Source organism: Catenulispora sp. EB89 (assembly GCF_041261445.1).
GTDB lineage: Bacteria > Actinomycetota > Actinomycetes > Streptomycetales > Catenulisporaceae > Catenulispora.
The window spans coordinates 142,439-156,514 of the sequence record NZ_JBGCCU010000007.1 but is presented as its reverse complement, the minus strand read 5'-3'; the positions used below and the strand labels follow the sequence as shown (position 1 = coordinate 156,514).

Genomic DNA, 14,076 nt, shown 5'->3' with positions numbered 1-14,076 from the left:
AGTCATCGGCGCGTCCACATCCGCCGTGCCCACGAGCCCAATTGCGAGCACGAATACGAGCACCAACAGGGCCTCCAACGCGCCCTCGGCAGCGCAGCTGCAAGCAGCGCTCCTGGCCAGCACGGACTCCCCCGCCCTCGGAACCAGCCACTCCCTCGACTACCGCATCGGGATGAACCTCTACCCGACCAACGGCACCTGCGCTCCCATGGACCAACTCGCCCAGAAGATGCAGGACGGCGGCGCCGACTTCCCAGCCCCCACCGCGTCGATCGGCTTCGACCTCCCCTCGCCCGACGGAGGCTCCTCGTCGGACCTGCTCGGAGAGAGCGTCGAGTGCTACGGCAGCACCGAGGCCGCAGCACTGATCAGCCAGTTCCACGCGATGGAAGCCCAATGCCAGAAGCCCTTCCAAGCCCCCGAAGCCGGCTCCCCGTCGGACTCCTACACGGTCCAGCCGACGCCTGACCACGTCGCAGAGAACTGCGTCGAGTACTACTTCGACAAGGCCGGCCAGCAGCCGCACTACAGCTACGTCGTCGATCAGGTCGGCGGCCTGCTGCTGACGTTCTCGGCCTGGTCGCTGGACGGACCTCCGCCTCCGGTCGACGCCTCGCTGATCGCCGCGGCCGAGAAGAAGGCCCAAGCCGCCGACATCACCGGCTAACGCGATCTCACCCCGGCCTCCCCCGCGATCCCACCTCCCGGATACCCGACGGTAACAATCTCGCCGCAGCCCTTGCCAGCGCCGGACCGGTCTGCCAGTTTCACGGAACGAGGGACGCGACGCGGCCGATCGGTCCCGGCAAGGAACAACCACCTGTCGGGTTCTTGAGAGGTCACAGCATGAGCAGGCTTCATCGGGCGCGTACTCGTCTGCGCGCTCTTGTCACCGGCGCGATCCTGGTCCCCGTTCTCGCCGGTACCACCGCCGTCGTCGGCACCGGTGCCGCGCACGCGGCCACGCCGGGCGGGGCGCCGTGGGTCGTCTCCGTCGGCGACAGCTACATCTCCGGGGAGGCCGGCCGGTGGGCCGGCAACACCAACGACAGCAGCTCGGAGATCGACGCGCTGGGCCCGACGGCCTACTACGACAACCCGGGGCACACCGCCGAGACCATCCCGCGCTGCCACCGGTCGCAGTCCGCTGAGATCTACATCGGCGGCGGCGTGAACGGCCTGAACCTGGCGTGCAGCGGCGCCGAGACGGCGACGTACACCGACAGCGGCAACTTCAAGCCGGGCCTGGACTTCTACAACTCCGGCGGCAACCAGGGCCAGGCCCTGATGCTGCAGAACTTCGCCGCCACGCACAAGGTCACCATGGTCGCGGTGTCGATCGGCGGGAACGACTTCAACTTCTCCTCGATCGTCACCACCTGCGTCGAGGACTTCCTGACCACGCCGTCGTGGTGGCCCTCGTACTGCAGCCAGGACTCCTCGGTGACCGGCAACTTCTCGGCGTCCAACGTCGCCACGGTCACCACGCACATCGCGCAGGCGCTGCAGAACGTGCACCAGGCCATGGCCAACGACGGCTACGCCGACGGCGACTACACGATCCTCGTGCAGAACTACCCCTCGCCGATCCCGAACGGCTCGGGCTTCCGCTACTCGCAGTCCGGCTTCACGCGCCAGTCCACCGGCGGCTGCGGATTCTGGAACACCGACGCCAACTGGGCCGACGGCACGGCGCTGCCGACGATCTCCGGCGCGGTCTCCAACGCGGTCGCGCAGAGCGGGCTGAGCAACGTGCGCAAGCTCGACATCTCCTCGGCCTTCAACGGCCGCCGGCTCTGTGAGAACACCGTCGGCCTGCTGGAAGAGGAGGGCCTGAACTCCTGGACCAACCCGGGCGCGGTCAACCAGACCGAGTGGGTCAACCAGATCCGCACGGTCACCACGATCGGCAGCAGCCCGTACTACATCCAGGAGTCGCTGCACCCGAACTACTGGGGCCAGCTCGCCCTGCGCAGCTGCGTGCGCCAGGCCTACAACAACGGCGCGGTGCGCGGCGGAAGCTGCACGATCGCCGGGACGGGTTTGGACGGTAACGGCGATCCGGTGATGTCGCTGCACTAGGCAGCGATCGTCTCTTCTTCCCGGGGGCGATGGCGCCCTCACGCCATCGCCCCCGGGGATGTCAGTGAGCATCAGAGGCTGAACACCTCACGCAGCACGTCCGCCAATTCGGCCTTCGCATCGCTTGCCCCGCCGCCCGAGCGCCAAGCGACGAATCCGTCCGGCCGCACCAGCACCGCACCGTCCGGCTCGATGCCGTAGGCCTGCTGCCAATAAGTGTCCGTATTCGGCGCGTGGCACTCCAGCGGCACCCCGACCTCCGCCGCCACCGGCGCCGCAGCCGCGTGCCACGCGCTGTCGTGCGCTGTCAGCAACACCGGGACGCGCTCGAACAGGTCGAGGGTCGACACCTTCGCGTCGTCCCCGTCCAGCCACAGGTGCGGGGCTCTCGTCCCGGGCTCGCCGGTAGCCGCGAAGTTCTCGGGAACGGTCGGCGCCTGCACATTCGCCCCGACAAGAGCGCCTGCCGTATACCGATAGCCGAGCACGGCCGGCAGCATCGACGTCCGACCCGGACCACCGCCAGGCGCGTCGAAGCCTGGGTGGCGGTGCTCGGCCGAGCGGAGCACCGCGCGCGAGGCCGTCTCCACGGCCACCGGCCGACGCTCGGCCCCGTACGACTCCAGCAGCTCCGGTCCCGCCCAACCGCCCAGCACCGCGGCCAGCTTCCACGCGAGATTGTGCGCGTCCTGGATGCCGGTGTTCGAACCGAACGCACCGGTGGGAGGCATTTCGTGTGCTGAGTCACCGACTAGGAAGACCCGGCCGGAGTGGTACCGGTCGGCCACGCGCTCGGCCGCGTGCCAGGGTGCGCGGCCGGTGATCTCCACCGGTAGATCGGGGACGCCGGCGGCCGCTCGGATGTGCGCCGCGCACCGCTCGTCGGTGAAGTCCTCGATCGTCTCGCCGCGGTCGGGATGCCACGGCAGGTGGAAGACCCAGTTCTCGCGGTTGTCCACCGGGAGCAGCGCGCCGGCGCCGTCGGGGTTGGTCACGTAACAGGCGATGAACAACCGGTCCCCCACCACCTCGGCGAGCCGGCTCGACCGGAAGGTGACGCTGACGTTGTGGAACAGGTCGCCGCGTCCGCTCTGGCTGATGCCGAGCCGTTCCCGGATCGGGCTGCGGGGTCCGTCGGCGGCCACCAGAAAGTCGGCGTGGACCGTGCTGCGCTTTCCGGTAGAACGCTCAACCAGTTCCGCGGTGACGCCGCCGCCGCCATCACCGCTACCGCCGCCATCACCGTCGCCGTCCTGTTCGAACGAGACCAGCTCGGTGCCGAAGCGGACCGTGCCGCCCAGATTCTCCGCGTGCCGCAGCAGCACCGGTTCGAGATCGTTCTGACTGCACAGACACCACGCGGCGGGGCTGAACCCGGCCGTCCGGCCGCCCGGATCGATCTGCCGGAACAACCACTCCTGCTCGGTCCCGGCGAGGGTGTCGGCTTGCAGGATGCCGTGGTTGTCGCGCAGGACTGACGCCGCCTGCCGGATGTCGGCGTCCACGCCGGCGACCCGGAACAGCTCCATGGTCCGCAGGTTGTTGCCGCGGCCCCGCGGGTGGTGCGAGGTCCGGGCGTGCCGCTCGACCAGCAGGTGGGGGACGCCGAGGCGGCCCAGGAACACCGACGTCGACAGGCCCACGAGGGAGCCTCCGACGACGAGGACCGGCACCCGGTGCGCGCTTGGCTGGTTCACGGCGTGGCTCCATTCGTGGCGTTGCCCGGCGGTCGCCGGCGACCGCCGGGCAGTTCTCGGCGGCTCCCGGCAGACCTCTCCCCTTCTCCATCCCCCGCGAGCGTCCCGATTGTGCGAATTTCGCCCGGATGGATGCGAATCGTCGCGCCATCCGGATACCTCGGAAACGATCTGGTGGTCAGGCAACCCGAAAGAGAGACCGACCATGGCTCAGCCGTCTCCCGTCCTCGACGAGCGCGCCCGCCCGACGACCGACTCCCGCTTGCGGGTCGTCCTGTTGCTGGATGTGCAAGACGGCGCGCAACAACGCTTCCTCGACGCCTACGAGCAGATGCGGTACCAGGTCTCGGCCGTGCCGGGACATGTGATGGACCAGCTCTGCCAGTCCACCGAGGACCCGTCGCGCTGGCTGATCACCAGCGAGTGGGAGGCCGCCGAGCCGTTCCTGAGCTGGCTGGACAGCCCGGAGCACCGCGAGGTCGTCAGACCCCTGAGCAGCTGCGTCCGGGATACCAGATCCCTGCGTTTCACCGTGTTCCGGGAGACCTTCGGCAAGCGGGGCGTCGACAGCGCCCTGCCGCCGAGGGAGCGCAGCGGATCGGCGCACCCCGTGGCGCTCGGGCCCGGACCGGACGGCATCACCCGGCACGCACTCACCTTCGCCGTGAAGCCCGGCAGCGAACAGACCGTCGCCGGCATCCTCGCCGGCTACGCCTCCCCCGCGGCCAAGGTCGACGACACCACCCGGCTGGTCCGCACCTCCCTGTTCATGCGCGGCAACCAGGTGGTCCGTTCGGTCGAGGTGATCGGCGACCTGGTCGCGGCCCTGCGCCACGTCGCCGCGCAGCCCGAGGTGAGGGCGGTCGAGGAAGCGATCAATCCGTATCTGGAACAGGCCCGGGATCTGAGCGACCCGCTGTCAGCCAGAGGCTTCTTCCTGCGCGCCGCGCTTCCTGCCGTCCGTCACCACGCGCGCGCCAAGCAGCCCGCGTCCGCGCAGGAGCCGAGCCGGTACGCGTTCTCCTATCCGGCGCGGCCGGGCTGCGGCGCCGCGACCGCCGAATTCCTGTCCCGCCAAGACAAGGCGGCCGTGAACGACTCGGGCTCGCCGCTCGTGCGCAGCACCGTGTTCCAGCGCGAGGACTGCGTGGTCCGGCTGGTCGACCTGACCGTGCCGCCGCAGACCGATCCGGCAACCGCACTCGGCATCACCGCTCCGCGAGCCGGCGCCGTGCTGGCCCGGCTGCTCAGGTCCGCGCCGGAGCTGCGCGACGACGCCGGCCGCCGGGCCGCGCTGGCCGGCTGGGAGCTGACGCCGATCACCGACCGGCGCTCGCCGCAGTCCTGACGGCCAGGCCCGACAAGCAGGCCCGACAAGCCGGCCTGACAAACGGGCCTGACAGCGGACCTGACAAGCGGGCCCGACGCCCGATCTGCGAACACTGCGAACACTGCGAAACCGCGAACACCCGACACCCGGTGCCGGGCCACCCGAAGCGCAAGGGGAAGTTTGCCATGACCACGCACCTGCCTGTCGTCGTCAATGTCAGCGACGCTCCGTCGAACCGCCGGCGCGGCGGAGATCTGCGGGCCATGCTCACGCCGTCCGCGGTCGGCGCGACGAGCGGGTTCATGGGCGTCGCCATCGTGCAGCCCGGCGAACGCATCGGCGAGCACTACCATCCCTTCTCCGAGGAGTTCGTCTTCGTCGTCAGCGGCGACCTCGTGGTCGATCTGGACGGCACGCCCCAGCCGCTGCGCCCGGACCAGGGCCTGATGATCCCGATCGGCATGCGCCACCGGTTCCGCAACGTCGGCACCACCGAGGCGCGCCTGGTGTTCCACCTCGGCCCGCTGGCCCCGAGCCCGGAGCTCGGCCACGTGGACACCGAGCAGGAGGACGCGCCGGTACCGGCGGAGGCTGTCCGATGACGAGCCCCGCGATGGCCACCCGCCGGGCGGCGGTGACGGGGATCGGCGTGGTGGCGCCCGGGGCGACGGGCGTCCCGGCGTTCTGGGACCTGCTCTCGGCCGGCCGCACCGCCACCCGCGCCATCACCTTCTTCGACGCCGAGGGCTTCCGCTCCCGCATCGCCGCCGAGTGCGACTTCGACCCCGCCGCCGGCGGCCTGAGCGCCGAGGAGATCGACCGCAACGACCGCTACGTCTGGTTCGCGCTGGCCGCCGCGGCCGAGGCGATCCAGGACAGCGGCCTGGACCTCGCCGCCGCCGATCCGTGGCGGCTCGCGGTGTCGCTGGGGACCGCGGTCGGCGCCACGACCCGGCTGGAGCACGACTACGTCGCGGTCAGCGCCGAGGGCCGGGCCTGGGACGTCGACCACCAGAAGGCCGGTTCCTACCTCGCGCGCGCCTTCGCGCCGAGCACCCTGGCCTCGGCGGTGGCCGAGCGTTTCGGTGCCTCAGGGCCCGTACAAACGGTCTCCACCGGCTGTACCTCCGGCCTGGACGCCGTCGGCTACGCCGCGCAGGCGATCGAGGACGGCCGGGCCGACGTGGTCATCGCAGGGGCCTGTGACTCCCCGATCTCGCCGATCACCGTGGCCTGCTTCGACGCGATCAAGGCCACCTCGGCCCGCAACGACGACCCCGAGCACGCCTCCCGGCCGTTCGACGCGGGCCGGGACGGCTTCGTGCTCGGCGAGGGCGGCGCCGTGCTGGTCCTGGAGGAGCTGGAACACGCACGCCGACGAGGCGCTCAGATCTACGCGGTGCTCAACGGCTTCGCGACATTCGGCAACGCGCACCACATGACCGGGCTCACGCAGGAGGGCCGGGAGATGTCCGAGGCGATCGACCGCGCCCTGGACCACGCCCGGCTCGACCCGGCGGACGTGGACTACGTCAACGCCCACGGCTCGGGCACCAAGCAGAACGACCGCCACGAGACCGCCGCCGTGAAGCGCTCACTCGGTGCGCACGCGTATCAGACCCCGATGAGCTCGATCAAGTCGATGGTCGGGCACTCGCTCGGGGCCATCGGCGCGATCGAGCTGGCCGCCTGCGCGCTGGCGCTGCGCCACGGTGTCGTGCCGCCGACAGCCAACTACAGCAAGCCCGATCCAGAGTGCGATCTGGACTACGTCCCGGGCAGCGCACGCGAACTCCCGCTGCGCCATGTCCTGTCGGTCGGCAGCGGCTTCGGCGGCTTCCAGTCGGCCGTGGTGCTCAGCCGCGAAGGAGCCTCCTTATGAACGGCTCCGCGGGCCGCCGACGCGCGGCGATCACCGGGATCGGGGTGGTGGCGCCCAACGGCGTCGGCACCGACGACTTCTGGAAGGCCACGTGTCAGGGCACTTCCGTACTCGCCCCGATCGATCGGGAGGGCTGCGAGCAGTTCCCGCTGCGGATCGCAGGCCTGGTCAGGGGATTCGATCCGGCGCAGTTCGTCGAGGACCGGGTTTTGGTCGCGACCGACCGCTTCACGCACTTCGCTTTGGCCGCCGCCGGCATGGCGCTCGACGACTCGGGACTGCCGATCGATCCGGACGGCGACCCCTTCGGCATCGGCGTGGTGACGGCGGCCGGCTCGGGCGGCGGCGAGTTCGGCCAGCGCGAGCTCCAGCAGCTGTGGAGCCAGGGCCCGCACCATGTCGGGCCGTACCAGTCGATCGCCTGGTTCTACGCGGCGAGCACCGGGCAGATCTCCATCCGCGGCGGGTTCAAGGGGCCCTGCGGGGTGGTCGCCAGCGACGAGCCCGGCGGCCTGGACGCGCTCGCCCACGCCGCTCGTGACGTCGTGCGAGGCACCAGCGCGGTGGTGGTCGGCGCGGCCGAGGCGCCGATCGCGCCGTACTCGATGGTGTGTCAGCTCGGGTATCCCGAGCTGAGCACCGCCGCCGAGGCCGAGCAGGCGTATCTGCCTTTCGCGAAGCAGGCCGACGGATTCGTGCCGGCCGAAGGCGGTGCCTTCTTCGTGCTCGAAGACGAGACAACCGCGCGGGCTCGCGGCGCACGGATCAGGGCGGTGGTCGCCGGGCACGCCGCGACGTTCACCGGCGCGTCCCGGTGGGCCGAGTCGCGGGAAGGACTCGCGCACGCCATGCGGAGTGCGCTCGCCGAGGCCGACTGCCCGCCGGAGGACGTGGACGTCGTCTTCGCCGACGCGCTCGCGGTGCCCGAGGCCGACCGTGCCGAGGCCCTGGCGCTGGCCGACGTGCTCGGTGCGCACGCCGCGCGGGTCGCGGTGACCGCACCAAAGGCGGGTATCGGCCGGGCTTACTGCGGGGCCTCGGCGCTCGACACGGCCGCCGCCGCGCTGGCCCTGGAACAGGGGCTGATCCCGCCGACGCCGAACGCCGGCGGCTGCGCGTACGACCTGGACCTGGTCACGGGTTTCGCCCGGACCACCGCGCCGCGCACCGCGCTGGTGCTCAGCAGGGGGCTGATGGGCTCCAACTCCGCTCTGGTCCTCAGAGCCGACTCAAGGTCCTGACAGTCCCGACGACCCCACAACCGTCCCGGCAGGGACATGACGAATGGAGCCATCCCATGACCGTCGAACTGACCTCCACGGACCTGGCCACACTGCTGAAGCAGAAGGCCGGGGTCACCGTCAGCCCGCTGGACCTGGACCGGCCGGGCGCCACCTTCGAGGACTTCGGGGTGGACTCGCTCGGGCTGCTGGCCGTCGTCGGGGAGCTGGAGAACCGGCACGGCCGGTCGATGACGTCCGCGGAGACCTCCAAGTCCTCGGCCGAATTCCTGCAAGCCGTGAACCTCTCGTTAAAGGAAGGGTCCTGACATGCCCGGACACACCGACAACACCGTCGTCATCAACGCCCCGCTGGATCTGGTGTGGCAGATCACGAACGATCTGGAGAACTGGCCCAGCCTGTTCAGCGAGTACGCCTCCGTGGAGGTGCTGGACCGCACCGGCGAGCACACGCGCTTCCGGTTGACGATGCATCCCGATGAGAACGGCAAGGTCTGGAGCTGGGTCTCCGAGCGCGAGACGGACCGGGAGGCGCAGGCCGTCCGCGCGCGCCGGGTCGAACCCGGGCCGTTCGAGTACATGGACATCCGGTGGGAGTACGGCGAGGTCCCCGAGGGCACCAGCATGCGCTGGATCCAGGACTTCGCGATGAAGCCGACCGCGCCGGTGGACGACGCGGGAATGACCCAGCGGATCAACAAGAATTCCCTGATCCAGATGGACCTGATCCGCGAGAAGGTCGAGAAGCGCGCGGCGGAGGTGTGACAGCCGTGCATCGCACCCTCATCGTGGCCCGGATGAAGCCGGGTTCCGCGGACGGTATCGCAGAGGTCTTCGCCGACTCCGACCGGGGAGAGCTGCCGGACCTGATCGGGGTCCGGGGTCGCAGCCTGTTCCAGTTCGGCGACGTGTACCTGCACCTGATCGAGTCCGAGCAGCCGGCCGGGCCGCAGGTCGCGCGGCACGCGGGGCATCCGGAGTTCCGGTCCGTCAGCGAACGGCTGGCCGCGTACGTCAACGCCTACGACCCGGAGACCTGGCGCGAGCCCAAGGACGCCATGGCCCGCGAGTTCTACCGCTGGGACCGGGCCGGCTCGGGCCACGGGCCATGACCGCCGTCGAGGGCGCGCGGGAGTCTTCGGCGTCGCACTGGGTGCGGTGCGAGGGCTGCGAAGGGCTGCTCTACGCCAAGCGCTTCATCAGGATGCTGAAGGTCTGCCCGGAGTGCGCGCGGCACGGACGGCTGACCGCGCCCGAACGGCTCGACCAGCTGCTCGACCCCGGATCGGCCGTACCGATCCGGGGCGGTCCGACGGTGCACGATCCGCTGGAGTTCGTGGACAGCCGGCCGTATCCGGACCGGTTGCGGGACGCCAGGGCCGACACCGGGTTGTCCGATGCCGCGGTCTGTGCCAGTGGCCTGATCGAGGGGCATCCGGTGGTGGCCGCGGTGATGGACTTCCGGTTCCTCGGCGGCAGCCTCGGGTGCGCGGTCGGCGCGATGATCGCTCAGGCTGCTGCGACGAGTCTGGCACGCCGGGTCCCGCTGCTGGTCGTGACCGCCTCCGGCGGGGCCAGGATGCAGGAGGGCGTGCTATCGCTGATGCAGATGGCGAAGACCGCGCAGGCGTTCGCGGCGTTGGACGAGGCCGGGATCCTGACGGTGTCGCTGATCACGGATCCGACGTACGGAGGGGTGGCGGCGTCGTTCGCGAGCCTGGCCGACGTCATCTTCGCCGAGCCCGGGGCGCGGATGGGGTTCGCCGGGCCGCGGGTGATCGAGCAGACGATCGGCGAGCGGCTGCCGGAGGGGTTTCAGACTGCTGAGTTCCTGCTGCGGCACGGGATGGTGGACGACGTCGTGCCTCGGGCCGGGCTTCGGCCGGCGTTGGCCCGGGTGTTGAGCATCGGCGATCGATCCGATCCAGCCCCGGGCACACCTCCCACCGTCGTCGGGGGCGCCGATGAGGCGATCTTCCGCACGGCCGACCAGCTGATCGAGCGCCCGCCCTGGGACACCGTGCGTCTGGCGCGCCATCCCGAGCGCCCGACCACGCCGGACTACATCCGGCACGTCGTCGACGACTTCCAGGAGCTGCACGGCGACCGCCTGGCCGAGGACTGCCCGGCCATCGTCGGCGGGACCGGCCTGGTCGCCGGGATCCCGGTGATGCTGATCGGCCACCACAAGGGCGGACCGGATCTCACCGAGCGCCGGCGGCGGCGGTTCGGCATGGCGACCCCGGCCGGCTACCGCAAGGCGGCGCGGCTGATGCGGATGGCCGCCAAGCTCGGGCTCCCGGTCGTCACGCTGATCGACACGCCGGGGGCGAATCCGGGTCCTGATGCCGAGCGGGCCGGGCAGGCGGTCGCGATCGCCGAGAACCTGCGGCTGATGGCGCGGCTGCCGGTGCCGATCGTGGCCGTGCTGACCGGCGAGGGCGGCAGCGGCGGGGCGCTGGCGCTGGCGGTGGCCGACCGGGTGCTGGTGAGCGCGAACGGGATGTACTCGGTGATCAGCCCGGAGGGCTGCGCCGCGATCCTGTGGAAGGCGCCGGAGGCGGCGACGGCGGCGGCCGCGGCGTTGCGAGTGCAGGCCGGCGACCTGCTGCGGCTCGGGATCGTCGACGGGGTCGTGCCGGAGCCGCCGGACGGCGCGCACCGGGACTCCGCCGGGGCGGCGGTGCTGCTGGAGAGCGCGTTGAAGACGACGCTTCAGGAGCTCATGCCCTGGGACCCGAAGCGGCTGATCGCCGAGCGCAGAGACCGTTTCCACCGGTTCGGGACCGAAGCGGTCCTGCCGGCGGGACCCGAGGAAAGGAGCAGGCCGTGACCACCGACCTCAGGGACGAGGCTGCCAAGAACGGCGTGGTGCGACGCCACGCGACGGGGGTGATGCGGGCTGCGGCGGTCGGGCCGGAGACGGCTGATCTGGCGGCGATGTGCCACCACGTCGCGGATCTGGCTCGGACGCGGCCCGAGCCGCCGAGCCGGATCCGGTTGGAGCATCTGGGGACGGCATTGGAGATCGAGTGGCCTTCGCCGCCTGTAGAGCGAGGCGCGCCTGTATCAGTGCCCGGAGTTGATCTGGAACCTTCTTCACCACACACGGATTCTGTCGCTGCCGATGCTGCCGACGACGGGCTCCAGCGCGTGTGCGCGCCGATGATCGGCACGTTCTACCACTCCCCCGAGCCGGGCGCGCCGCCGTTCGTGGCGGTCGGCGACAGCGTCGTGCCGGGGCAGCGGATCGGGATCCTCGAGGTGATGAAGATGATGAGTCCGGTCGAGGCCCAGGTCGCCGGGATCGTGCGGGAGGTCCTGGTGCCGGACGGCGGCGCGGTGGAGTTCCAACAGCCGCTGATCGTCGTCGAGCCGGCCAGCGAGCGCTGAGCGCCGTGTTCGGGACCGTGCTGATCGCCAACCGGGGCGAGATCGCCCTGCGGGTCGCCCGCACCTGCCGGGAGCTGGGCATCCGCACCGTGGCCGTGCACTCCACCGCGGACCGGGAGTCCGCGGTGGTGCGCTTCGCCGACGAGTCCGTGCAGATCGGACCGCCGCCGGCGAAGGCCAGCTACCTGCACATGCCCTCGGTCATGGAGGCGGCGCTACGCACCGGCGCCGACGCGATCCACCCCGGGTACGGCTTCCTGTCGGAGGACCCTGATTTCGCAGAGGTCTGCGAGGCGCACGGGATCACGTTCATTGGTCCGCCGCCGCACGTCATCGAGAAGCTCGGCGACAAGGCCCTGGCCCGGGCGCTGATGGCCGAGGCCGGACTGCCGGTGCTGCCGGGCTCGGTGGGCGCCGTGACCGGGCTGGCCGAGGCCCGCAAGGTCGCCGACGAGATCGGATACCCGCTGATCCTCAAGGCGGTGGCCGGCGGCGGCGGACGCGGCATCGCGGTGGTCCGGGCCGGCGACCAGCTGACGCAGGCCTTCCGCCAGACCAGCGCGCACGCTCGCGCCGTCTTCGGCGACGACCGGCTGTATGTGGAGCGCTTCGTCGAGGACGCGCGCCACATCGAGGTGCAGGTACTGTGCGACCGGCACGGGGCGGCGGTGCATCTCGGCGAGCGGGACTGTTCGGTCCAGCGCAGGTATCAGAAGCTGATCGAGGAGGCGCCGGCGCCGAACCTGCCCGACGCGCTGCGTACGGAGATGTGCGACGCGGCGGTGCGCGGGGCGCTGGCGGTGGGGTATGTCGGCGCGGCGACGTTCGAGTTCGTACTCGCGGCGGACGGCGCGTTCCACCTGATGGAGGTCAACTGCCGGCTGCAGGTGGAGCACCCGGTCACCGAGATGACTACGGGGATTGATCTGGTGCGCGAGCAGCTGCTCATCGCGGCCGGGCTGCCGCTGGGCTTCGAACAGAAGGACGTCACGCCGAGGGGCTGGGCGATCGAGAGCCGGGTGAACGCCGAGGACCCGGACCAGGACTTCGCACCGGCACCGGGGCTGCTGACGGAGTTCGTGCCGCCGGGCGGCCCGTTCGTCCGCGTGGACTCGCACGCCTACCCGGGGTGGCTGGTGGGGCCGGACTACGACTCGCTGCTGGCCAAGACGGTGGTCTGGGCGCCCGACCGGGACCAGGCGCTGGCCAGGATGGACCGCGCGCTCGGGGAGTTCCGCGTGGAGGGGCGGGGGCTGCGGACGACGATCGGGTTCCTGCGCGAGATCCTCGCGCACCCCGCGCATCGGGCCGGGCGGCATACGACGGGGTTCGTCGCGGAGATGGCGGCGGAGCGGGCCAAGTAGGCAGGGCGCGCTCGCTCGCTTCTCGCCGCACGCCGCACGGCCTACCTCGCACCGCACTGTGCACCCCCGCGCACCGCACTGTGCATCCCCGCACCGCACCTCGTGCCGCCGCAGTTCGCCTCGCCGTTGCGCGTCGCATCGCCGCGCCTCGCCGTGCTGTGCCGCGCTGTGCCCCGCCGTGCCTCGCCGTGCCTCGCCGTGCCGGGCCGTGCCGTGCCGGGCCGCGTCGTGCCGTGCCGGGCCGTGCCGGGCCGTGCCGCGCCGCGCCGCGCCCTGCGGAGCCTCGCCTAGCGTCGCAGGATCCTGCCGCGCGCCGCTCCCCTACCTCCGCGCAAATCAGCATTCCCCCAGGTCACATCCAGAGTTCAAACATTCGCTTGACAGGGTTGCGCGATCCGGGCCATGCTTCTAACTGTTCAAGCGAGCGCTTGATTTAATAACTTGGGAGAAGGCCATGAAGTCGCTCACCCGCAAGACGATCGTCACCGCCGCCGCCGTCGCCAGCCTGACCGGCGTGGCCGTCGCCGCCGCGCCGGCGCAGGCCGCGAGCCCGGCCGGCGTCACGCAGTCGCACGCGGCCCTGAGCCGCGGCCAGCTTGCCGCGCTGCCGCTCACCAATCGGCACCTGACCGCGCACGAGATCGCCAACCTCGCTGTGGTGCTGGGCGCCTACCACGATGCCGAGGGCAAGAGCCTGAATGTGAAGGCGTTCATCAACAGCTTCACCAAGGACGGCGTCTTCAACGACAAGGTCGCCGGCCAGAGCTACCAGGGCCAGGCCCTCGGCGATGTGCTGACCCGCATGGCCGGCATCTTCCCCGACGTGCACCGCGACCTGAAGAGCATCACGGTCAACGGCGACACGGTCACGCTCGAACTGTCGATCCAGGGCACCTTCGAGGGTCCGGCGCAGACTCCGGCCGGCGTCCTGAAGCCGAACGGCGCGCGGATCGACGCCCCGACCGCTGACTTCTGGTACCTGCACGACGGGAAGATCACGAAGTTCGACTGCTTCGTCGGCTACACCGACATGTACGCGCAGATGGGCGTCAACCTCGACTGGGCCGGCGCGGTCGCCAAGGGGTGA

14 protein-coding genes are annotated in these 14,076 nt (G+C 71.0%); 13 read left to right on the top strand and 1 reads right to left on the bottom strand.

Annotated elements, in window-relative coordinates; translation table 11 throughout:
* Positions 1-25: 25 nt before the first annotated feature.
* Both ABH920_RS17285 and ABH920_RS17280 read left to right on the top strand, forming a co-directional pair.
* A complete protein-coding gene (locus ABH920_RS17285) occupies positions 26-667 on the top strand; it encodes a hypothetical protein (RefSeq protein WP_370350021.1) in 642 nt (213 codons plus the stop codon).
* A gap of 179 nt (positions 668-846) precedes the next feature.
* Entirely contained in the window at positions 847-2,082 is a 1,236-nt protein-coding gene (locus ABH920_RS17280) for a hypothetical protein (RefSeq protein WP_370350020.1), read from the top strand.
* 71 nt (positions 2,083-2,153) lie between these two features.
* Here ABH920_RS17280 and ABH920_RS17275 read toward each other — a convergent pair whose 3' ends face one another.
* The gene (locus tag ABH920_RS17275; RefSeq protein WP_370350019.1) at positions 2,154-3,779 is read right to left on the bottom strand and encodes an FAD-dependent monooxygenase; all 1,626 of its coding nucleotides are present in this window, start codon (positions 3,777-3,779) and stop codon (positions 2,154-2,156) included.
* A gap of 205 nt (positions 3,780-3,984) precedes the next feature.
* Here ABH920_RS17275 and ABH920_RS17270 point away from each other — a divergent pair, with 205 nt between their 5' ends.
* The 11 genes from ABH920_RS17270 to ABH920_RS17220 all read left to right on the top strand — a co-directional run bounded on the left by ABH920_RS17270 (position 3,985) and on the right by ABH920_RS17220 (position 14,076).
* The gene (locus ABH920_RS17270) at positions 3,985-5,127 is read left to right on the top strand and encodes a SchA/CurD-like domain-containing protein (RefSeq protein WP_370350018.1); all 1,143 of its coding nucleotides are present in this window, start codon (positions 3,985-3,987) and stop codon (positions 5,125-5,127) included.
* A gap of 167 nt (positions 5,128-5,294) precedes the next feature.
* Positions 5,295-5,711, top strand: a complete 417-nt coding sequence (locus ABH920_RS17265) for a cupin domain-containing protein (protein WP_370350017.1) — start codon at positions 5,295-5,297, stop codon at positions 5,709-5,711.
* Entirely contained in the window at positions 5,708-6,991 is a 1,284-nt protein-coding gene (locus ABH920_RS17260; protein WP_370350016.1) for a beta-ketoacyl synthase, read from the top strand. The genes ABH920_RS17265 and ABH920_RS17260 overlap by 4 nt, the downstream gene beginning before the upstream one ends.
* The gene (locus ABH920_RS17255) at positions 6,988-8,232 is read left to right on the top strand and encodes a beta-ketoacyl synthase N-terminal-like domain-containing protein (protein WP_370350015.1); all 1,245 of its coding nucleotides are present in this window, start codon (positions 6,988-6,990) and stop codon (positions 8,230-8,232) included. The genes ABH920_RS17260 and ABH920_RS17255 overlap by 4 nt, the downstream gene beginning before the upstream one ends.
* Before the next feature lie 56 nt (positions 8,233-8,288).
* Entirely contained in the window at positions 8,289-8,540 is a 252-nt protein-coding gene (locus tag ABH920_RS17250; RefSeq protein WP_370350014.1) for an acyl carrier protein, read from the top strand.
* Between the two features lies 1 nt (position 8,541).
* Entirely contained in the window at positions 8,542-8,997 is a 456-nt protein-coding gene (locus tag ABH920_RS17245) for an SRPBCC family protein (protein WP_370350013.1), read from the top strand.
* Positions 8,998-9,002: 5 nt separating this feature from the next.
* Complete coding sequence (locus ABH920_RS17240) at positions 9,003-9,344, top strand: TcmI family type II polyketide cyclase (protein WP_370350012.1); 342 nt, start codon at positions 9,003-9,005, stop codon at positions 9,342-9,344.
* Positions 9,341-11,065 (top strand): acetyl-CoA carboxylase, carboxyltransferase subunit beta, encoded by a 1,725-nt coding sequence (gene accD, locus ABH920_RS17235; protein WP_370350011.1) that lies wholly within the window; start codon positions 9,341-9,343, stop codon positions 11,063-11,065. The genes ABH920_RS17240 and accD overlap by 4 nt, the downstream gene beginning before the upstream one ends.
* Positions 11,062-11,625, top strand: a complete 564-nt coding sequence (locus ABH920_RS17230) for an acetyl-CoA carboxylase biotin carboxyl carrier protein subunit (protein WP_370350010.1) — start codon at positions 11,062-11,064, stop codon at positions 11,623-11,625. Before accD ends, ABH920_RS17230 begins: the two co-directional genes overlap by 4 nt.
* 5 nt (positions 11,626-11,630) lie before the next feature.
* Entirely contained in the window at positions 11,631-12,989 is a 1,359-nt protein-coding gene (locus ABH920_RS17225) for an acetyl/propionyl/methylcrotonyl-CoA carboxylase subunit alpha (protein ID WP_370350009.1), read from the top strand.
* 454 nt (positions 12,990-13,443) lie between these two features.
* Positions 13,444-14,076 (top strand): nuclear transport factor 2 family protein, encoded by a 633-nt coding sequence (locus ABH920_RS17220; protein ID WP_370350008.1) that lies wholly within the window; start codon positions 13,444-13,446, stop codon positions 14,074-14,076.